This window comes from Rhodospirillaceae bacterium, from assembly GCA_002728255.1.
Lineage (GTDB): Bacteria > Pseudomonadota > Alphaproteobacteria > UBA7887 > UBA7887.
In genome coordinates, this window is the sequence record PBWV01000019.1 from 75,128 (window position 1) to 96,639 (window position 21,512).

The window sequence follows — 21,512 nt, forward strand, 5'->3', positions numbered from 1 at the left end:
CATGAATCCGCCCTGCTAGAAAAGGTACCCAGCTAAGCTTAGCTAACACTGGTCATGTAATCTCTTCTCCTGTTTCTTGATCCACCGTTTTCATACTCAAGCGAACCTTGCCCCGATCATCGATAGCAAGCACTTTAACTTTAACCTCATCCCCCTCGTTAATTACATCCGCCACCGACGGCACTCGCTCTGTGGATAATTCACTTATATGAACCAAACCATCTCGATTACCAATGAAATTCACGAAAGCTCCAAAGTCCACGATCTTAACCACCTTTCCGTCGTATACAACTCCGACCTCAGGCTCTGCAACTATGTCCTTTATCCAATCTAACGCCGCCGCACTAGCCTCTGAACTGGTAGCTGCGACTTTTATTGTTCCCTCATCATCTATATCTATTTTCGTTCCAGTCTCTTCGGTTATTTCCCGAATGACCTTCCCTCCTTGTCCTATCACTTCCCGGATTTTGTCCTTAGGAATCGTAATTGTTGTAATGCGTGGCGCGTGTTCATTCACAGTTTCTCGGGAGCTATCAATTGATTTAGACATCTCCCCAAGAATATGCATTCGACCATCCCGAGCCTGAGAGAGAGCCGCCTCCATCACTTCCTCTGTAATACCAGTAATCTTTATGTCCATTTGAAGAGAGGTAATTCCCGAATCCGTTCCAGCAACCTTGAAGTCCATATCGCCTAAATGATCCTCATCGCCCAAAATATCGCTAAGAACAACAAAGTCATCTGCTTCTTTGATTAGACCCATGGCTATTCCAGCAATCGGCCTATCAACAGGAACACCCGCATCCATCAATGATAGCGAACTTCCACAAACAGTCGCCATAGACGAAGAACCATTCGACTCTGTTATCTCGGACACTACCCGCACGGTATAAGGGAACTTTTCTTTCTCAGGCATGAGCGGCCGGAGAGCTCGCCATGCCAATTTACCATGCCCTATCTCCCGCCTTCCTGGGGACCGAAGAAAAGAGGCCTCCCCAACCGAATACGGCGGGAAATTGTAATGGAGCATAAAGTGTTCTCGGTATTCGCCCTCCAGCGCATCGATTATTTGTTCGTCCTGACCAGTGCCCAAAGTTGTCACCACNAGCGCTTGGGTTTCCCCACGAGTAAACAGTGCCGAACCATGGGCCATCGGCACAACGCCAACTTCAGCGCTTATGGGACGGACGGTCTTTGTATCGCGGCCATCAATACGCTGACCACTAGTGAGGATTTGCTTTCGCACAATACCTTTTTCCAGTTTCTTAGCAGCATCTAGAATTTTGGTATCGTCTATATCTTTATCCGCGGCTGTCTGGAGCAAGTTGGATTTAACCTCTTCTAATTTCTCAACGCGCGCCTGCTTAACTGTTTCTTCATATGCCGCTCGGAAGTCTTTTTCGAATGGAGCCACAAGCTCCTGTATTGTTCCCTCCCCTTTATCTATTTCGGGCAAATCCCAGGGGTCCTTAGCACAAGCCTCAGCTAAATCAATGATAGCATCGATTACAGGCTGCATCTCTTTGTGCCCAAAAGTAACTGCGCCCANCATAGTCTCCTCAGACAACTCCGCTGCCTCCGACTCGACCATTAGAACACCGTCCTTTGTGCCGCCCAGAACCAAATCCAACTTGCTGTCCGCCAGTTGGGCTGGATTTGGATTCACGAGATATTCGTCCTCAACATAGGCTACACGAATACCGGCTATGGGCCCAAGGAAGGGTATTCCCGAAATGGTTAACGCCGCCGAGGCCCCAACCATGGCAACTATATCAGGATCATTATCCAAGTCGTGAGCAAGCACGGTACAAATAACTTGGGTCTCATTTCGAAAACCTTCTGCAAACATTGGCCTGATGGGCCGATCTATAAGCCTGGAAGTTAGAGTTTCCTTTTCATTGGGTCTCCCCTCTCGCTTGAAGAAGCCCCCAGGAATTTTTCCCGCAGCAAAGGCTTTTTCCTGATAGTTGACAGTGAGGGGGAAAAAATCCACCCCCGGCTTCGCCGCCCTCTGCGCTACCGCCGTACAAAGTACTGTGGTGTCGCCGTAAGTTGTCATTACAGCACCATCTGCCTGGCGGGCTATACGGCCTGTCTCAAAAACAAGAGGTCTCCCCCCCCACGATATTTCTCTACGATGAACATCAAACATTTTATAACTCCTTCCCTAAACCCAGACTGGCCCCACGCCAGAATCCGGCCAACTCCTGCAACAAATGATGCTTCTATCAGGTTTACAGGCTAGTTATTTTAATCCTAAATTCAGATACACCCTCGGACTACACGCCATGAAAATGCGTCTTTTTATCTTACCGGCGCAGACCCAATTTCTCGATCAGCTTTTGGTATCTCTGGTCNTCCTTCTTCTTAAGATAATCCAAAAGCCTTCGTCGCTTACTCACCATCATTAACAATCCCCTTCGGGAGTGCACATCCTTTCCGTGCATTTTGAAATGGGTAGTGAGATTAACAATTCTCTCCGTGAGAACAGCAACCTGGACTTCGGGCGAACCCGTGTCCTCAGATTTTTGACCAAATTCTTCTATCAATTCATTTTTCCGCTCAGCGGTAATAGACATATTCCAACCCCAACTCTTTCATCAACATTCATTCAGGCCACATAATTGAACACGCGTCGCGGCCTTATCTCTCCCCTTACGAAATCAACCAAAGCCACCGGCCGGTCTGCCAAAACCGCGCACATCACGGCAGGCGATTCAACCCGCACCCCACCAATAGTTGGGCCAGTTGTCAAAACCACTGCTTGGCCCTGTCGTAGCCGGGCTGCCTGGTTTGGATCAACACNAAAAACCGGCACCCCCGACAATCCCTCCGCTAAAGGCAGAAGTCGTCCAGCAAGGTCCTTAATATCCTTTAGCTCCTCCAATTGGGCAAGAGAAATCGCAGCCGTTAAATTAAACGCTCCCACCCCTAACCTTCGCAACTCCGTCACACATCCCTCGGTACCAAGAGTTTTACCCAGGTCGCGGGCTATGGAACGCACATAAACCCCCTTACCGCACTTCAACCTAAATGCCGCGGAATCTCCGTTTAGGACCTCCAACAGCTCAAGTTTCTCTACCATCACCTGGCGTTTTGGCAAAGCCACAGGCTGCTTTGCCCGAGCCAACTGATATGCCCGTTTTCCATTCACCTTGATAGCGGAATAATCCGGGGGGCGCTGGAGAATCTCCCCCTGAAAACCAGCCAAAGCAGTCCGTATATCTACCTCTTTGGGCCGCACGTTACTCCGTCTAATCACTACACCTTCCGCGTCGTCGGTATCCGTAGCCTCCCCCCACTGCACCACGAACTCATAAGTCTTGGTCTCGTCCACTAAAAACGGAATTGTTTTCGTAGCTTCCCNAAGTGCCACCGGGAGAAGGCCCGTCGCAATAGGATCAAGTGTCCCGGCGTGGCCAGCCTTTCGGATCCCAAGAACTGAACGTACCCTGCTAACAACCTGGGCGGATGTCCACCCTTTGTCTTTGTCCAAGAGAAGCCAGCCATGNCTTTGTCCAAAATCGCCCGGCGACCGCTCGGGGCCTCCGCTACTAGTTAAAAGACTCATCTTCATAGGCAGGCTGAACGGCTAAGTCCTTACGAACCTTCGGCCGATGCAAAATATCAGCTATATGGTCAGATTCGGCTACGCTGGGATCAACCTTAAAAAATAATCTAGGGACATGTCTTAACCTGACAGTTTTGCCTACACGGGCCTTTAGGTACGGGGTGGCGCGCCTCAGACCTTCCAACAAGGCTTTGGGGTCGAATTCCCCAAAAACAGATACGTATACGGTCGCAACCCTCAGGTCGGGTGTCAGCCTAACTTCAGAAATTGTTATGTGGGCACCTTCCAGACCAGGATCCCGAAGGTCCCCACGCAAAAAGACCTCTCCTAAAGCGTGGCGCAGAAGTTCGCCCACCCTAAACGGCCTGTGGTTTGCTTCTCTATCATTAAATGGAGTTGGTTGATCCACAGCCGCCACCAACCAAATTACGCGTCAGTAATAGAACGGGCAACCTCTTGAGCCTCAAACAACTCAATAACGTCCCCCTCCTTGATGTCCTGATACCTATCAATTCCGATACCACACTCAAGGCCTTCTTTGACTTCCCGCACGTCGTCCTTATGACGCTTCAAGGTCGACATTTTACCCTCGTGAATTACTACGCTATCTCTGACCAAGCGCAAATGCGCTCCTTTTCGTGCAAGGCCTTCCGTAATCTCACATCCAGCAACTTTGCCCACCTTTGAAACAGCAAACACCTCCTTAACCCGAGCATAACCCAAAGTATTTTCCACCACCTTTGGTGCCAAGAAGCCTGACATCAGCTGTCCGACCTCCTCGAGCAACTCGTATATTATAGAGTAGTACCGAATCTCCACCCCATCCCGGCGAGCCAAGTTGCGAGCTGGAGAATCAGCCCGCACATTGAAGCCAATAGCTATCGCTCCAGATGCAGAAGCTAAGGAAACATCNGACTCGGTGATGCCTCCGACACCTGATAGAAGAATATGAGCCGAAACCTCCTCAGTTTCTAGATTCGCNATGCTGCTCTGAATTGCCTCAAGTGACCCATGAGTATCGGTCTTAACCACCAACGGCACTTGCTTCGCCTCCCCAGCATCAATATCGGAAAACATCTGATCAACGGTCCCCCGTCTTGCAGCTAGCGCACGCTGATCTCTTGTTAACTTACCTCGATACTCTGTTACCTCACGTGCTCGGGCTTCATCAGAAACAACTACCACCTCGTCCCCGGCGCTAGGAATACTATTTAGCCCTAACACCTCTGCCGGTTGCGAGGGGCCCGCACTATCTACAGAGCTCCCCCGATCGTCGCTCAACGCACGAACTCTACCCCAGGAATCACCCACCACAAGGATGTCACCTTGCCTTATCGTCCCCCTCTGCACAAGCACAGTTGTAACAACACCCTTACCTCGCTCCAGCCGTGCCTCAATTGCCACACCTTCACCAGACCTACTCGGGTTAGCCTTTAATTCCATCAGTTCGGCTTGTAAATGGATGCTTTCGATTAATTTATCTAAATTTAAGCCGTTCTTTGCCGAAATCTCTATGGACAGCACGTCGCCTCCCACATGTTCCAGGATTACATTATGTTGTAGCAGCTCGTTACGGACTTTATCAGGGTTGGAGTCTGGCAGATCAATTTTATTGATGGCAACAATTATTGGCACCTGCGCTGCCTGGGCATGCTGAATCGCTTCTATAGTCTGCGGCATCACACCATCATCGGCGGCCACTACTAAAACAACTATATCAGTGGTGTTTGCCCCCCTTGCGCGCATTTGACTAAAGGCTGCGTGTCCCGGAGTATCAATCAGTGTTATTTTTCTTCCATCTTCATTTACAATCTGGTACGCCCCAATGTGCTGGGTTATTCCCCCCGCCTCACCAGCCACCACGTCACTGTTTCTCAACACATCTAACAATGAAGTCTTCCCGTGATCAACATGCCCCATTATTGTAACTATGGGCGGCCGAGGCATCATCTCAGCAGACTCATCCGCGTCTCCCTTTAAGCCTACTTCCACATCGGCTTCACTTACCCGCTTGACCTTGTGACCCAGCTCATCCACGACCAGCTCCGCNGTATCTCCCTCCAAAACCTCATTGATAGTAGCCATAAGCCCCATCTTCATAAGGACCTTAACAACCTCAGCACCACGAACAGCCATTCTATTTGCAAGCTCTTGAACAGTGATAACCTCTGGAATAGTAACCTCCCGAACTATCTTCTTTAACGCTGCCGGTTCCTCAGCGCTTCGCTTCTCACGTTCCCTGGCGCGGCGCACGGAGGCCAAGCTACGCTGCCGCTCCTCCTCGTTCAGGGCCTGGGACACGGTCATTTTTCTTGCTCTTCTATTTCCTCTTACGCCTTGGCGCCCTATAGAAAGGCGACGCCCGTCGCCTTTCCGTTTACCCTTGCCACCGCGTCCCCCGTCTTCGGTATCGCTGTCCCCTTCTTTATCACGCCCCGCTGGTCGAACCTCGCCCGCCGCCCCGTTCGCACCAGCCCCCTTTGATTTCTCTGACGGAGAACTAGGAGCACTCGGCGGACCCTCTGCAGCTTCCAAAGATGCTCCGCTTGTTTTTGAATCCTGTTCATCCTCTACGAGCTGCTCCGTTTGATCTGCTCCCAACCCTTCGTCAATTGACATCGACGGCTCCGCAACAGGCGCCTCTCCTCGAGACTCATCAGCGGTAGAAGCTATTGCGGCCTCATCTTGACTTGAATCCTGAATTGCCCCTTCCTTGACCTCATGCTCTGCTTTCAAGGCTCCTTCTACTGCCCGCGCCCGTGCCGCTTTTTCCTCTATAGTGAGTTGCCGGATCGCCGTTTCTTCCTCGGGAGTTGATGCAGAAATCAGTTCGCTGCTTGGTGGTGCAAAACTCTCNATGGCTGGCTGAACCTCAGTCATATTGCCTGTCTGGCTCCGCTGAAATGTTCGCTTCTTCTTTTTCTCTACCTGCACCGTTTTGGTCCGCCCATGCGAAAAGCTCTGCCTCACGTGGCCACTCTCGACGGTCTTTTTGAGCTCTAGACGACCGGGGCGCTTAAGCCCTAACGGTTTTTTCTTGTCTCGCTGTTCAGCGTTTTCTGGTTTGTTATCAGTCATTGCATTATTTATTTTCTTCAGGGTCGCTCGATGTCGCTGATATATTATCGTCGTCAAACCAGTGGGCCCTGGCCGCCATGATAATATCATTCGCCTCATCGGCTGATAAATTTGCCTCGCCAACAATCTCCCTTAACTCATCACTTGCTAAGTCCGCTAAGTCATCTAAAGTTTTGATGTTCCTTTCCCCTAGAGGGACGATCATCGCTGGTCTCACCCCGTTTAGGGAAGAAACAGAGTCTGTAACACCCAAATCTCTGCCCTTCGCTGCCATCTCTGCATCACGTTCCAACAAATATTTTTGAGCTCGCNCCCCTAATTCTGAGGCAAGTGTCTCATCAAAACCTTCGATCTCGGCTAACTCCTCTGTGGGAACGAAAGCTACCGCCTCAACATCTGTAAATCCCTCGGTTACCAGGAGATGGGCGATCACATCATCTACATTGAGGTGTTCCATAAACACTTCAGTTGCTGCAGCAACTTCTTCGTTTCGCCTTTCTGACTCTTGTGCTTCGGTCATAATATCTATTTCCCAACCAGTAAGGTTGGAGGCGAGCCTCACATTCTGTCCTCTACGGCCTATAGCCAAACTGAGCTGCTCATCAGGTACGACAACTTCTATTCTGCTTTGTTCCTCATCCAAAACAACTTTGGTCACCTCAGCCGGCGCCAAAGCATTAACAATGAAAGTCGCAGGGTCCGGATTCCATTGTATGATATCTATCTTCTCACCCTGAAGCTCATTCACCACCGCTTGTACTCGACTNCCCCGCATCCCAACACATGCACCCACTGGATCAATGCTAGAATCGTTGGATAGCACCGCTATCTTTGCCCTACTACCAGGGTCTCTCGCTACCGACTTAATTTCGATGATCCCATCATATATTTCAGGCACTTCTTGCCGGAACAATTTACTCATTAACTCAGGCCGTGTCCTGGTAAGAAAGATTTGGGGCCCTCGTGTTTCTTCCTTAACTTCATAGATCAAAGCCCGAACACGATCCCCATTTCTAAAGGTTTCCCTGGGCAAAGATTCGTCACGCCGCAATATGGCTTCACCACGCCCCAGATCGACGACCACATTGCCATATTCAGTTCGCTTGACGAGGCCATTAACAATCTCACCTGCCCGATCCTTGTATTCCTCGTATTGTCGCGCCCGCTCCGCTTCCCTCACCCGTTGGGCTATGACCTGCTTAGCAGCCTGGGCCGCAACCCGGCCCAAGTCTATCGGCGGAAGAGCCTCTGTAACTTCAGTCCCAATTTTTGCTTCTGGATCCCAGCCCAAGGCGGCCTCTAGCGCCAATTGGGTGGCATCGTCGTCTACTTGCTCTACCACATGACGCACTCTATTCAGCCGGATCTCCCCCGTACTCCTATCTATCTCGGCTCGTATCTCCAGCTCTTGTCCATATTTGCGCCGGCTGGCGGTCTGTATAGCCTGTTCCATGGCCTGAACGACAACTTCCCGATCAATGCTTTTATCGCGCGCCACAGCATCTGCGACTTGCAGCAACTCCGGCCTAGCCAATCCTTGCTTTAATTCTTCCAACATCCCATCACTCACTATCTGTCCATATCAGCCGCAGCTTTTATCAAAGAATCTGTAAGCACCAACTTAGCATCACAAATATCTGCGAAACGAACCGAAATAATCTTTTTGTTTCCTTCAGCCTGGATCTTTACTGCTTCATTAGCAACGCCCACTATTCGGCCTTTTAACTTGGGACGGTGCTTCCTAATTGCGTTCCAGATTATAGACGCATCATAGCCCATGTATCGTTTAAAATCTTCTGCATTCATTAAAGGGCGGTCAATCCCGGGGGAACTTATCTCCAATTGGTAGGGCCCTTCCATCAGGTCCTTAGCGTCCAGTAGGGCCGACACAACCGCACTAACATCAGCACAGTCTTCGAGCTCTATAGCCTTGCCACCAGATCGCTCGACCATCACCTGCAGGGTGGACTGCCCTTCTGACATAATCCTGACCCTTACAAGTGAGTAGCCCTTGGAATCCAAAACAGGCGCAAGCAGTGCGCTGATAGCCTCTTCCCGCTCTATAATCGCCCCACTCAGTCCTCTAACACTCCCACCAAACAAAAACGTGGGCTAACTGCCCACACCAATGCCACTCACAAAGCAACGAATTAAGTATACACTAGCTCCGGCATCGCCTTCAAGCCGTTAGCCCAGACAACTTTTTCCTCCTGAAGAGAGGGCGAACCCTTTACGCCGAAACCTTAAGAATAGGCTTCGCCTCCCTTCGCGAAGCGCCTTCAACTCATAGCGCGTACTCACAACACCTATAGGATGCTGTAACCAATCGTCTGCTGATCTCACCTCCCATGCAAAATACGGGCTTTCCAAAAATAAGCCAAGCACCCAGCGTGCGTATTCAGCATGGTCGGTTGAAAAAACAACTTCCCCATCATCCTGCAGAGACCCAGCAACAGAATCAAGAAAGCTTGTCTGAAACAATCGCCTCTTATGGTGACGTCTCTTTGGCCAAGGGTCTGGGAATAATGCGAACAACTTGGAAAGACAGGACGGAGGTAAAGCTCGAAGAAGGGCCCGAGCATCCCCGGGATAAATACGAATATTTTCTAATTTTTCTGTATCTATTTGTGATATCAGCTTTCCAACGCCCTCAAAAAACGGGTCGCACCCGATAATACCCACTTGGGGATTATGCTTAGCACATGCAACCAGGTTCTCTCCACTTCCAAACCCCACTTCCAACCAAATCTCTTTCACCTCATCGCCGAACATCTGTGCCAAGTTTAGCTGTCGGACCGTACCGTCCGCCTCTTCAACTAAATCAATGCAAAAAACAGGCAGCAGGTCGTGGACCAAAGCTGCCCTACCGTGTCTCATAGGTCGTCCTCGCTTCCGACCCCAAGAAGCTAAGTCTATTGAAGGGTAATCGCTTAGGGCCAAAGTCAAACAGTAAGGGAGGTAAGCTTGTGAACCAAATCACATTCCTCCCACGAAAAGCCTCCTTCAGAGTCGGGCTCTCTTCCAAAATGGCCATACGCCGCAGTCCGAGCATAAATGGGCTTATTTAGCTTAAGATGCTCGCGAATACCGCGGGGGGAAAGATCCATAGCCCCCTGTATNGCCTGGGCCAAAATGGCCTCTCCCACAGAGCCTGTACCATAAGTATTAACGTACACTGACAAAGGTTTAGCAATACCAATAGCGTAGGCCAATTGAATAGTACATTTATCTGCTAAACCCGCGGCAACCACATTTTTAGCAAGATATCGGGCAGCATAGGCTGCCGACCGATCAACCTTGGTAGGATCTTTTCCCGAGAAAGCCCCTCCCCCGTGGGGAGCTGCACCGCCATATGTGTCCACAATTATTTTTCTACCTGTCAGGCCACAATCGCCGTCAGGGCCCCCAACAACGAACCTTCCTGTGGGGTTAACATAAAATTCATCCTCCGGACACATCCATCCCGCGGGCAGCACCTTCTCAACCTCTGGCCGTACAATCTCCCTCACCCGATCCTGATCTAGGGATGGATCATGTTGGGTGGAAACAACAACAGAAGTTGCTCCAACTGGCTGGCCATCAATATATCTCAATGTTACTTGGCTCTTGGAGTCTGGCCCAATCCCCTCGAGCTCTCCAGAGTGCCTCCTCTCGGCCAACAACTGCAGAATTTTATGGCTGTAAAAAATTGTCGCGGGCATTAACGCCTCTGTTTCCCGACAAGCATAGCCAAACATCATTCCCTGGTCTCCGGCACCCTCGTCCTTATTTCCAGCAGAGTCCACGCCAACTGCGATATCGGCAGACTGACTGTGCAGACGAACCTGTACGTCTGAATCTCGCCAGTGAAACCCCTTTTGTTCGTAACCAATATCTCTCACGGCCTGCCTCGCAACCCGCTCAATTTCGTCGGGGCTTATCTCAGGTCCACGGGTTTCTCCAGCAATCATAACTAGATTTGTAGTGGCCATTGTTTCAACCGCCACTCTAGCCTCCGGGTCCTCACTCAAGTACCGATCAACGATAGAGTCTGAGATTAAATCACAAACCTTGTCCGGATGGCCCTCAGACACAGACTCACTAGTAAATAAATAGTTTGATTCAGACATTATGACCCCTGCTTGAGGAAAAAGGAAAAACAAACTGTGCCGCCACAGCAGCTCAATTTCTAATAGCACTTGCTAAGAAAAATCTCCACATTCACTGCCCTAAAACCCCCCAACCTGTCAATCCAAGCAGAAACCTATTCGAGTGCCTGTGGCTATAGGGTGTCGCATTTTAGCGCATAGGCCTGGCCTTCCGAATCACCAAAACACACAACAAAAGTAGCGAAAATAAAAGTACGGGCGTATTCCCAAAAAGACTATAAAAAGTGCCTTCTTCCAAATGAGTAGGTAGCCCGGAGTCCAAAATACCCTCCTCTCCCAAATTCAGGCTTGCTATTATGCGCCCGTACGGGTCCACAACGGCCGAAATACCCGTGTTGGCCGAACGTATGAGCGGCAAGCCCTCCTCAACTGAACGCATTCTAGCTTGCGTAAAGTGTTGATAAGGCCCTGACGTATATCCAAACCAACCATCGTTGGTCAGATTTAGAAGCCATTTGGGCCTATCCGGACCATCAATTATAGCGCCTGGAAAAATTGCCTCGTAGCAGATAAGCGGCCTAAAGGCCGGAAGACCAGATATCGTCAGGTTTTNGGGTCCTCTTCCTGAGGAAAAATCCAAGCCCTCTGTTACAAGCCTGGAAAACGATATCCATTTCCTGAAGGGCATATATTCGCCAAACGGAACCAGCTTTCGCTTGTCGTAAGAAGCAACCACGTCCCCATGAGCGTTGACCACGGTAAGCCCATTCCAAATTAGATTCTGTCCGCTTTGTCCGCGTTGGATACGGATTGCCCCTGTTAGTAAGAGCCCATTTTCTGGAACTACCTGGCTTACGAACTCCCTAATGGCCGGTGCCTTACCCAGTGGAAACGCTACTGCTGTCTCTGGCCAAATAATATGGGTAATAGGATAATCACTGTAAGTCTGACTTAACTCGACATGGTCAAGCAAGTGTTGCCTGCGAAGACTGGAATCCTGTTTCTCACCCTGCAAAATGTTGGCCTGCACAAGGCGAAGATTCACGTTAGCAACCATTGTTTGAGGATCATTCCCGAGGCGATCGGAGCCGAATAGCCACGCCAAGCCGACTACCACCATGACTACTCCAACCCAGGCGGAAACCCGAGGTCTGGAGGCGGAATCCACAATCAATCCCCCCGGCAACGCGGCAGTAAAAATAGTCAAACCCGATAACCCAAACACACCAACTAATGAAGCCAGTTGAATTAACTCATCAGAAAACGCCCAAGTGTACCCAATGAGGTTCCATGGAAANCCCCCCAAAGGAATGGTGCCTCGTACCCACTCAGCCAAGGTCCATAAGCTCGCGAGGGCGGCGCATAATTTTACACCACTTAATTGACTTAATTTACCTAAAAGACAGACCGCCCCGATTGACAGCCCTAGAGCAGCTGACAACAGAACCACTGCAACGACACCAACCCCGGAACCCAAGTGAGCAACAACAAATGGATATTCTAACCAGTACAATCCACCGACAAAGTAGCCCGTGCCAAACACCCATCCATAAACAAAGGCCTGCCCCAAACCCCTTGCTATAGAAAGAGCACACAACAGAAGTGAAAAACTAACAAACAATACAGGAAATAAATGCCACGGAGAAAAAGCAACCGCACAAATCAACCCCGCCGCCCCTAGAAGAGAAGTAGTGCCCCAGACTGACCGCCTCTGCAACCAGGAGGAATGTTGGCCTGTTAGCACTTGCCTATTCTAGCCTTCCGTCCCCAAATCAGTCTGATTGCTATCTAAGGTTGATGTTACCGGATAGACCCTTAGCCGCCTCACTTTACGGGGGTCAGCTTCAACAACCTCAAATGTGAGGCCACTTTGATGGGCAATAAGTTCCCCCCTGGAAGGAACCCGCCCCACTAACTCACATACCAACCCTCCCAGNGTAATTATCTCATCGTCACGATTATCTGGAAGCAAGTCTATATTTATTTGTTCTTCTAACTCTGCTACCGCCACGCGTGCATCGGCATCAAGCAAGCCGTCGTTCCTTCTAACAAGGCTCGGCTCACTTACCCGATCGTGCTCATCCTCAATCTCACCAACAATTTCCTCAACCAGATCTTCGATAGTTACCAAACCATCTGTCCCACCGAATTCGTCCACGACCAAGGCCATATGAATTTTTGTTACTCGCATCTCCAAGAGTAAGTCTTGAANCCGCATAGAGGATGGAACATACAAAAGTGGGCGTAAAATGGAACCAAGCTGAAAGTCCGCCTTTTCTTTCCAGTACGTTATGACGTCGCGAATATGCACCATACCACTTACATCATCGAGGCTACCCGCATGGACTGGAACCCTCGAATGGCCCCTTTCACATATCAACCTGATTAACTCATCGAGCAATATATCGGCGGGCACAGAGACGATGTCTGCACGTGGAACCATGACGTCAGCGACATCCAGACGTCCAAAATCCAATAGGTTCCGAAACATGGTGCGTTCCTCAGCAGCACCCGGCACACTATCCTCATGATGCTCTTCAATCAGCTCTTCAATGGATTCGCGAAAGCTATTGCTCCCTGACTTAAAACCTAGGAAGCCCTTAAAGGTATCCAGGAAACCTGCCAGCTGCCAGCTCGTGGTCTGAAATTCTGCACCGATTTTGTTAATTCCGTCTTTACTTCCGTCTCTTGAATTAGTCACAGTCCAATCAACCCCTCAAAGAGCTCTCCAAGTAAGGGCTGCCAATTCCCAAACTTTGTAATGATTCAACTTCAAGCTTCTCCATTACCTCTGCTTCTGCCCCAACCTGATGGTCAAACCCCAAGAGATGCAACGCACCATGTACTACCATGTGGGCCAAGTGAGCCCGTATGGTAATACGCGCAGCCTCCGCCTCCTCCACCAGGGTTTCAAAAGCCACAACTATATCTCCCAAAAGGGGCGGTATCTCAGGCTCAAACCGAGAACTAATACTGGCCGCCGGAAAAGACAAAACATTGGTGGGCCCCTCAACACCCCTATATTTTCTGTTTAACCTAGCAATGACGCTGTCGCTGGATAGAAGTATGCTCACCTCACCTCTCACCGCTATTTGACCGGCTGCTTCAAAGGAAGCACGCAGGGCCGCTTCACAACACATACCTACATCAAACTTCAGATTATGCCATTTTGGCTCATCGTCTCTAAGACAAATTGTAAGTGTATCTGCTCTGTCAGCCATTAACCTCACTAGATACAATTCCTTCTGTACCTTCCCCTGTTCGGCCATGGTGCCTTTTCTCAAAATCAGCATAAGCATTTACAATCCGTGTTACGAGCTGATGCCTTACAACATCTCGTCCCGAAAACCTAACAATGTCTATGTCCTCAACCCTTCCAACAACCTGCAGGGCATGCTCCAAGCCACTTTCTACGCCTCTGGGGAGGTCTATCTGAGAAAGATCCCCTGTCACGGCCATTTTGGAGTTTTCACCGAGCCGGGTCAAAAACATCTTCATCTGAACTGCAGTAGTGTTCTGTGCTTCATCCAAAATAACAAAGGCATTTGACAGTGTCCGTCCACGCATGAATGCGAGAGGCGCAACCTCTATATCGCCACGGCTTAGGCAATTATTCACCCGCTCAGCAGGCATCATATCGTATAAGGCATCGTAGAGGGGTCGCAAATAGGGATCTACTTTTTCCCTAAGGTCACCAGGGAGGAAACCCAACCTTTCACCAGCCTCGACTGCCGGCCGAGATAACACCAATCGCTCCACCTCTCCTCTCATCATCAAAGATAACGCCGTCGCCACAGCTAAATACGTTTTACCGGTGCCAGCAGGACCAANCCCGAAAACTAGCCCCGTCTCTCGCAATGCGGTCAAATAACTACCTTGGTTCGCCGAACGAGGAAAAACTTTCTTTTTCGGAGTTTGAATAAAGACCCCCTCGTGAACGTGAAGGCTCTTTTCGCTATCACCTTTCTCTCCCATCCGTGCACTGCCAATGGCCGCAAAGACCTCGCCATCACCAATTTCGATCCCTCGCTCGAGCTGACCATATAAAGAAACCAATGCCCTCTCGGCTACAGCTGCTGAGTCAGGTGGGCCAGTTATGACCAGCCTATTGCCCCTACTTGTGACCCAAACGTTTAGCGCTTTTTCAATTTGCGCCAAGTGCCTATCGTGGTTGCCGAACAGAGCCGGCAAAAGCGAGTTATTATTGAAGGTGACGTACAGCGGTTGCTCCTTCTTGGGAGACACCTCCTGAGTAACTATAGCCTTTACCAATTTTTTCCCNTCATTTTTATGCCCTTTCTCCAGCAAGACTATTCTTGCTACCAGCTACCACATCAACCTCGATAAGATCTCCAACCTGCAAGGGCTGGCTCGCAGGCCCCACTCCCACATGGACAGCCTGCATATATTGGCTTTTTCCGATCATCTGCCCAAAATTCCGGCCGGGTTTTTCTATCAAAATCTTGAGTTTACTTCCCACTTTAGATTGGTTGAAGTTCAGCTGTTGCTGGTCAAGCAAGCGCTGCAAACAAGCCAATCTCTCAGCGGAAATCTCTTGATCAACTTGACTACTTAAATCGGCCGCCGGTGTGCCTGGTCGCGGACTATACTTAAAGGAATATGCCTGAGCGAAATTCACCTTCTCAACCAAGCTCAGGGTAGCCTCAAAGTCTTCTTGGGTCTCACCAGGAAACCCAACAATAAAGTCAGAGGAAAGAGCAATGTCAGGCCGGGCCTCACGTAATTGATCAACTATACCCAGATATTCCTCGGCCGAGTAGCCCCTATTCATGGCGCGTAAAATTTTATTGGATCCGGACTGTACCGGAAGATGCAAGTGAGGCATTAAAAAGGGCAGCCTTTTATGGGCAGATATTAAATTGGCATCCATATCTCTTGGGTGTGAGGTCGTGTACCGAACTCTCGACAATCCTTGGATCTCCCCCATTGCCCCGATTAAAGTTGCTAAAGAAGCCTTCTGGTTATCTCCACGAAGCCCATGATAAGCGTTAACGTTTTGACCCAGTAACGTGATGTCTTTTACTCCGCACTCCACCAAAGAGCGAGCCTCGAAAATTATCTCAGAAACGGGGCGGGAATATTCTGCTCCCCGTGTATAGGGGACCACACAGAATGTGCAAAATTTATCACAGCCTTCTTGGATCGACAAAAATGCTGTAACCCCCTCATGACTTCTAGTGCCTGGCAGGGAGTCAAATTTTGATTCTACCGGAAACTCTGTCTGTACTAAGCGCGACTGCCCAGCCTCCAACACTCGGGTGACCAAGTCTGGAAGTTCTTGGTAACTCTGGGGGCCTACAACAATATCCACTTCTGGGAAACGGCGAGTTATTTCTTTACCAATACCTTGNGCAACACAACCAGCCACAGCCACAATAAACTGCTCTCCCAAACGCCCTCTAGCTTCTTTAATTAATCGCAGCCGACCCAACTCAGAAAACAACTTTTCGCTCGCCTTTTCCCGAATATGGCACGTGTTCAGAATAACCATGTCAGCGTCATTCACGGACGATTTTTCAGCAAATCCGACTTCTCCGAGTAGTTCCGACATCCTATCAGAATCGTAAACATTCATTTGGCATCCAAATGTTTTTATGTACAACGATCTGGTAGCACTTGATTTTATGGATTGCGCTTGTTGTTTTATTGACATTTCTTATTAACTTAGCATCAAGCCCCTAAGGTACCCAAGCCCTTACCAGTTTGAACTCGCTAAATATTTCACACCAACTCCCGGCCCTGGCCCACCGGCCTTCCCTGTAGACTTCAGCACCTAACTGAGATGAAAACTCTAGCACTGCGGCGCCGAGTGTCAACCGGGGGCGGTTTATCCTTCACGAAAGGTTCCTCTAAGAATCTCGGATAACGCAAATGCAACATTATTTTCACAAGATTTTGCTAACTCTTTTCGAGAAGCAAAATCACATAAAGTAAGACAGGGCAGAAAAGCTACTTCAACATCAGTTGGCCCCGACTTAAATACTGACCAGAGGTGTCCGGCCAGAGTCATATCGCCATACCATGCACGAGCAGGACGATCCCCACGCCCTAATGGAAGACCCAACACCTTTGTATAACCGATAGCAACAGGTTGGACTTTAACTGGAAAGCCATCCCACTTTGCGTTTCCTGCAGCAAAGAAAGTGCTGTTAAATGGCAGAACACGGTTCCCATCACTGCTCGTGCCCTCGGGAAAAAGGATCAGCCGTTGGCCTTGTCTTAATCTGGCTTTAATCTCTCCTAACTTTTCACCACTTTCTCTCATCCTACGCTTAACAAAAACTGTATGATTCAGCCTAGCCAACACCCCAAATAACGGCCAACCGGCCACCTCAGATTTTGANACAAAGCAAGCTTCTGTTAACGCCGCCAAAACAATAATGTCGAGGTAGGAACTATGGTTAGAAACAAAGAGAACAGCCGGTGATTTATCAGGAGCCCCATGCTCAATAACCCTTAAGCCAAGAAGAAAACAATTACCCTGATGGTATAGGCGGGGAATGCGCCAACTTAGACGTGATCCCACCAATAAAGCGCACACCTGTAGTGGCAGTAACAGAAAGGTCCAGGCCAAAAAGGCTAAAAGACGCACGATTGCTAAAACGTTTGNCGAGAAGGTCACCTTGAATAGGCTCTATCCAGGATTACGTTGAATGTCGACCATGTTCATAATGTTGGCGGTATTTTTCAGCCACTCTATCTGTCTTCACAATAATGCAAACATCTGTAGTTTGAAATTGAAAGTCGAGCACGGCTCCATCGCCAACAAAACATCCAACGCGAAGGTAACCCTTTACAAGAGGAGGTAGCAAAGAGCGGGCACTGCGCCTTTCAANCTTCGATTGGGAGACTTGGTCCATCGAATTGTAACGCTCTGCTAGTGCTCGCGGCCTAATGCGCAAAGGAGCCATGTGATAATGATGAAGATAGGACAATGGTATAGCGAGCTTCTTTATGTCCACACCATTTAAGCTCGCACATCCAAACATCCACGCCACATCATAATTAAACACGTAGGCGGCGATGCCACGCCAGAGGAGAGCCATTGTGTGTCCATTTCGATAATCAGCCGCGACACAGGAACGTCCGAGCTCCAAAACTTCACCGCGTTGTTCTAAAATCGCAGATATATCGTACTCTCCCGCTGTATAAAATCCACCAGATTTTTCCGCATTTGCCCGCCTACTTAGACGATACGTTCCCACCACCGCTCCGCTCGACCCCACGCGCGAGCCGTCTGTCACCATGAGATGATCACAGACGGGATCAAATTGGTCAAAATCGCGCTCTAGGTCACGCATTTGGTTATCTGGTACCGCACCCATTTCATTGTAGAACACTCGATACCGCAGCGCCTGCAAAGCATCGATATCATTTGGCGATGATGCTAGGCGAACTTCGAGGTCTCCCGACCGGATACCTTCGTACAAATCATCGAATTGTTCCGCAGCTGCCATAATTCTTGATCGCCCCCAGCCCCCCTGTCGNAAAACTAACTCGCCTTCGCTAATGAGGCCTTAGTCGGACTCCTCATCCCCCTGGGGCAGTGGAGTTCCATATAACTCCAGGCGATGGTCAACTAGCTCGTAACCAAGCTTCTTAGCTACCTCTCTCTGGATCACTTCAATATCATCATTTTGAAATTCAATAACAGCCCCTGTAGATACATCAATCAGGTGATCGTGATGCTCNTCGGATACCTCCTCATACCTGGATCTACCATCGCCAAAATCGTGCTTCTCCAGAACATCGCAATCCTCAAAAAGCCTGATAGTCCTGTATACTGTAGCCATACTAATTCTTGGGTCTAATACGACAGCCCGGCGGTACACAGCAGCCGCATCCGGATGATCCGTCGAATCCGACAAAACAGCAGCTATGGTGCGCCGCTGCCCCGTCATCTTCAAGCCCCGTTCTTTACACTTTATTTCAATCCGCGAAGTCATGACCCCTTCTCCTGTCTAAAAATCACGGCCACATACGCCATATGCTCACCAAGCATACTTTAGGAGCGCCCCACAACACAACCAATGCGTAGTAGAAAAAACCATGGTAGACTCTACCCTAACTAGGAACAATCTTTGTGGCCTTCAAATGCTCCGCGAATACTTTGACCAAGAAATCGATGTAACAGACAAAATTTGTCCCTTAACATTTGTTCACACACGATTAGCTATTGACGAAATGAGCCCCGGTAGAATTCTCTCTATACTGCTTAGGGANGGCGAAGCCCTCGAAAACGTTCCGCGATCTGCGGCGGAGCTCGGACATAAAATACTCTCGCTGACACCAGTCGTTCGCGAAAATGAAAAAGGCATATACCGGCTTCGTATTCTTATTTCTTAGAGAACCTCATCAAACTTCTAAAGGCAGCCGCATCAGCCACGCATCTACCTTCTCTCCCGAAGCTGTTCTATAATAGCGGTACCGTTTGCCTACCTTTAAGAATCCCAACTTTTTATAGAGAGAAAGGGCCGCTTCATTTGACTCCGAAACTTCCAACAGCATGGCCTGAGATCCGCGGGCACATGCTTCTTTAATAGCCGCCGCCGTAAGCGCAGAGGCACTACCTCGTCTCCGTATGCTTGGCATCACCCCAAGCCACAAGAGCTCCGATTCGCTTCCTATAACGCGACAGAAAATAAACGCCCTTGGAGATCCGGCCTCATCGCAACCACTCAGAAAGGCGAAGTTATTCTCTACACTCAGCATTTCTTGCACAGACCCCAACTTCAGAGAGCTGTCAAAACAGGAAGAGTAAATGGAAAGAATATCCTCAGCGTCCTCCCTAGAACGTGCTGTGTAGNGATTATCGCAAGACTGCATCTCCCCTCCTCTGGTTAGGTCGATGGGGACGCGTCGGTTGGACGCAAATAAATAGGAGCTACCTCCTCAACAGGCCGGGAAGTAGAAAGTTGGCAATTCGCCGCAAGGGCAACATCCGTCGCACACGGCAACCCCGCTGTCTCATCAAATATCAAATCTAGCTGGTTAAGGTTTGAGTTTAAGAGGTATGGTCGTATTAAACCTAGCCCGGTGCCACCAATCGTATATTTATTTTCGTATAACAGGTCTNCAGCTTCTGAGGGATTTATAACGCTGGCTTCATTTAATGGTAAACCGCAGGAAGTGAAAATTTGGACATAGACTTGCCCCCGTTTGGCGTCAAGCGTCGCCAATATTGGCCGTCCGTTGGAACAAATCCCCTGAGCTATAGCCTCCAAACTATTTACACCTAGCAAACGCGTCGATGCTGCCAACGCCAAACCGCGCGCAGCCGCAATGCCAATACGAATTCCTGTAAAACTCCCCGGTCCTTTAGCAACTGCTATCCCGTCCAAATCCTCAAATTCGCATCCCGATAGTCTCATTACACCAGAAATCATCGGGAGCAACTCCTCGGCATGTTTGGTTCCCAGTGCGCGCTGGTCATTTGCCAAAACCCGACCCTCGCAGCAAACAGCTACGGAACACATCTCTGTTACGGTGGCCAGTGAAAGGATGGTAGAAGACATGTTTTAACAGCTCCGTTGAAAAACTCCTGATAGATACGTACTATCAAATTACTAACTCGCCTGGGATCGACGGATCTCAGTAAACCTTCAGATGCGATACTCGAATATATATACTGTGTGTCAAGAAGCAGGAAAACCCAACCNGCCGTGATAACAGTTATTGACTAAACTCGTAGAAACCCAGAGAACACTTTTTAATGCATGTTGCCGAAAACATAAAGTTGGTACGCTCTGTTATATGTTTGTTGGTGTGCCTTCTATGTCTAACTCCGTATGAAAGTTTCACGCAGGAATCAGCTGTCGCTGTAGTGTATCACGGACTTGGGGATGTCAAAGGAGCAACAACAAGTTTGAGTGACTTTGAGAGCCATTTGTCTCTCCTCGCCTCACCAAAATATGAAGTCCTTTCATTACCTCAGGTTGTGAACTCCCTTCGGAGCGATAGTGCCCTACCTGAATATACCGTCGCAGTTACATTCGATGGCGCCCACATCTCAATATACAAGGAAGCCTGGCCAAGATTAAAAGCCTTATCCCTNCCCTTTACTGTTTTTGTGGCTACCGACCTTATAGATTCGGGAGGGGACAACTACATGAGCTGGGATCAACTGCGAGAGCTATCTTCTGCTGGGGTTACCATAGGCTCTCTTGGCCGAACATACGGTCACCTAGTTACTGACCATGACCCTGAAGCCGCAGCAAATGACATTGGTTACGCACAACAAAGGTTCCTTCAAGAGCTGGGCGGAGTACCAGAGCTCTTTGGCTATCCATTTGGCGAACATAGCAGAGCCTTACAGGCTCTTGTTGCAAGATACGGCCATGCTGCTGCCTTTGGGCAACATTCGGGAGTTCTGCATCCCAAAGAGAATTTCTTGGCTCTCCCAAGATACCCCTTGGTCGCAAGTTTTGCGCACCTGGACCGATTTCGCACAGTTGTAGATAGCCTACCCCTGCCGGTCACTGATNTAGTCCCNCCAGATGCCTTAATCAATGAAAACCCCCCCCTCCTTGGGTTCACAGTCTCTAAAAANCTAGGGCCCCTTGGCCAATTAGCTTGTTACCTTGCTCGATCCGGTCGATTAGATATCGAGCGGCTCGGGCCAAGCCGCATAGAAGTCCGATTCCTAGAGCCACTGGAGAAAGGACGCAGCAGAGTCAACTGCACTCTACCGGGCCCGGGTGGCCGATGGCATTGGTTCGGAATGCAACTTTTAGTTCCCTAAACCATAAATCGAG

The 21,512-nt window shown here is 49.4% G+C and carries 21 protein-coding genes; 2 read left to right on the forward strand and 19 right to left on the reverse strand.

The genetic code is table 11. The features are described 5' to 3' along the window. Positions 1 to 52 precede the first annotated feature (52 nt). From pnp to CMM32_04925, 17 genes are all read right to left on the reverse strand, one after another. Positions 53 to 2,152 carry a polyribonucleotide nucleotidyltransferase gene (pnp, locus tag CMM32_04845; protein ID MBT06228.1) on the reverse strand — a complete coding sequence of 700 codons (2,100 nt, stop codon included), beginning with the start codon at positions 2,150 to 2,152 and terminating at the stop codon, positions 53 to 55. A gap of 157 nt (positions 2,153 to 2,309) precedes the next feature. After that, positions 2,310 to 2,579 (reverse strand): 30S ribosomal protein S15, encoded by a 270-nt coding sequence (locus tag CMM32_04850; GenBank protein ID MBT06229.1) that lies wholly within the window; start codon positions 2,577 to 2,579, stop codon positions 2,310 to 2,312. Positions 2,580 to 2,611: 32 nt separating this feature from the next. After that, complete coding sequence (locus CMM32_04855) at positions 2,612 to 3,577, reverse strand: tRNA pseudouridine(55) synthase TruB (GenBank protein MBT06230.1); 966 nt, start codon at positions 3,575 to 3,577, stop codon at positions 2,612 to 2,614. Next, on the reverse strand, positions 3,555 to 3,998 hold the full coding sequence (gene rbfA / locus CMM32_04860) for a ribosome-binding factor A (GenBank protein ID MBT06231.1): 444 nt from the start codon (positions 3,996 to 3,998) through the stop codon (positions 3,555 to 3,557). The genes CMM32_04855 and rbfA overlap by 23 nt, the downstream gene beginning before the upstream one ends. Next, positions 3,998 to 6,649, reverse strand: a complete 2,652-nt coding sequence (locus tag CMM32_04865; protein ID MBT06232.1) for a translation initiation factor IF-2 — start codon at positions 6,647 to 6,649, stop codon at positions 3,998 to 4,000. The genes rbfA and CMM32_04865 overlap by 1 nt, the downstream gene beginning before the upstream one ends. Positions 6,650 to 6,653: 4 nt before the next feature. Beyond that, positions 6,654 to 8,207 (reverse strand): transcription termination/antitermination protein NusA, encoded by a 1,554-nt coding sequence (locus CMM32_04870; protein ID MBT06233.1) that lies wholly within the window; start codon positions 8,205 to 8,207, stop codon positions 6,654 to 6,656. An 11-nt stretch (positions 8,208 to 8,218) separates the two neighbouring features. Then, complete coding sequence (locus CMM32_04875; GenBank protein MBT06234.1) at positions 8,219 to 8,752, reverse strand: ribosome maturation factor RimP; 534 nt, start codon at positions 8,750 to 8,752, stop codon at positions 8,219 to 8,221. A gap of 84 nt (positions 8,753 to 8,836) precedes the next feature. Continuing rightward, entirely contained in the window at positions 8,837 to 9,526 is a 690-nt protein-coding gene (locus tag CMM32_04880; protein MBT06235.1) for a tRNA (guanosine(46)-N7)-methyltransferase TrmB, read from the reverse strand. 65 nt (positions 9,527 to 9,591) lie between these two features. Then, complete coding sequence (locus CMM32_04885; GenBank protein MBT06236.1) at positions 9,592 to 10,758, reverse strand: methionine adenosyltransferase; 1,167 nt, start codon at positions 10,756 to 10,758, stop codon at positions 9,592 to 9,594. A 169-nt stretch (positions 10,759 to 10,927) separates the two neighbouring features. After that, positions 10,928 to 12,481 (reverse strand): apolipoprotein N-acyltransferase, encoded by a 1,554-nt coding sequence (lnt, locus tag CMM32_04890; GenBank protein MBT06237.1) that lies wholly within the window; start codon positions 12,479 to 12,481, stop codon positions 10,928 to 10,930. Between the two features lie 9 nt (positions 12,482 to 12,490). Next, positions 12,491 to 13,363 carry a magnesium/cobalt efflux protein gene (locus CMM32_04895; GenBank protein ID MBT06238.1) on the reverse strand — a complete coding sequence of 291 codons (873 nt, stop codon included), beginning with the start codon at positions 13,361 to 13,363 and terminating at the stop codon, positions 12,491 to 12,493. 82 nt (positions 13,364 to 13,445) lie between these two features. Beyond that, positions 13,446 to 14,036 carry an rRNA maturation RNase YbeY gene (gene ybeY, locus CMM32_04900; GenBank protein MBT06239.1) on the reverse strand — a complete coding sequence of 197 codons (591 nt, stop codon included), beginning with the start codon at positions 14,034 to 14,036 and terminating at the stop codon, positions 13,446 to 13,448. Next, a complete protein-coding gene (locus CMM32_04905) occupies positions 13,951 to 14,982 on the reverse strand; it encodes a phosphate starvation-inducible protein PhoH (GenBank protein MBT06240.1) in 1,032 nt (343 codons plus the stop codon). The genes ybeY and CMM32_04905 overlap by 86 nt, the downstream gene beginning before the upstream one ends. 43 nt (positions 14,983 to 15,025) lie before the next feature. Further along, the gene (locus CMM32_04910; protein ID MBT06241.1) at positions 15,026 to 16,411 is read right to left on the reverse strand and encodes a tRNA (N6-isopentenyl adenosine(37)-C2)-methylthiotransferase MiaB; all 1,386 of its coding nucleotides are present in this window, start codon (positions 16,409 to 16,411) and stop codon (positions 15,026 to 15,028) included. A gap of 174 nt (positions 16,412 to 16,585) precedes the next feature. Then, a complete protein-coding gene (locus CMM32_04915; protein MBT06242.1) occupies positions 16,586 to 17,380 on the reverse strand; it encodes a 1-acyl-sn-glycerol-3-phosphate acyltransferase in 795 nt (264 codons plus the stop codon). 22 nt (positions 17,381 to 17,402) lie between these two features. Beyond that, positions 17,403 to 18,215, reverse strand: coding sequence for a hemolysin-like protein (locus CMM32_04920; GenBank protein MBT06243.1), 813 nt, complete (start codon positions 18,213 to 18,215; stop codon positions 17,403 to 17,405). Between the two features lie 60 nt (positions 18,216 to 18,275). Further along, positions 18,276 to 18,704 (reverse strand): transcriptional repressor, encoded by a 429-nt coding sequence (locus tag CMM32_04925; protein ID MBT06244.1) that lies wholly within the window; start codon positions 18,702 to 18,704, stop codon positions 18,276 to 18,278. Positions 18,705 to 18,852: 148 nt separating this feature from the next. On the opposite strand from CMM32_04925, the gene CMM32_04930 reads away from it, so the two are divergent. Next, a complete protein-coding gene (locus tag CMM32_04930; protein MBT06245.1) occupies positions 18,853 to 19,104 on the forward strand; it encodes a response regulator SirA in 252 nt (83 codons plus the stop codon). Between the two features lie 9 nt (positions 19,105 to 19,113). Here CMM32_04930 and CMM32_04935 read toward each other — a convergent pair whose 3' ends face one another. Both CMM32_04935 and tsaB read right to left on the reverse strand, forming a co-directional pair. After that, on the reverse strand, positions 19,114 to 19,584 hold the full coding sequence (locus CMM32_04935) for a hypothetical protein (protein MBT06246.1): 471 nt from the start codon (positions 19,582 to 19,584) through the stop codon (positions 19,114 to 19,116). Positions 19,585 to 19,598: 14 nt separating this feature from the next. Next, positions 19,599 to 20,273, reverse strand: a complete 675-nt coding sequence (gene tsaB / locus CMM32_04940) for a tRNA (adenosine(37)-N6)-threonylcarbamoyltransferase complex dimerization subunit type 1 TsaB (GenBank protein ID MBT06247.1) — start codon at positions 20,271 to 20,273, stop codon at positions 19,599 to 19,601. Between the two features lie 197 nt (positions 20,274 to 20,470). Between tsaB and CMM32_04945 the strand changes: the two genes are divergently transcribed. Continuing rightward, on the forward strand, positions 20,471 to 21,499 hold the full coding sequence (locus tag CMM32_04945) for a chitin deacetylase (protein MBT06248.1): 1,029 nt from the start codon (positions 20,471 to 20,473) through the stop codon (positions 21,497 to 21,499). Positions 21,500 to 21,512 lie beyond the last annotated feature (13 nt).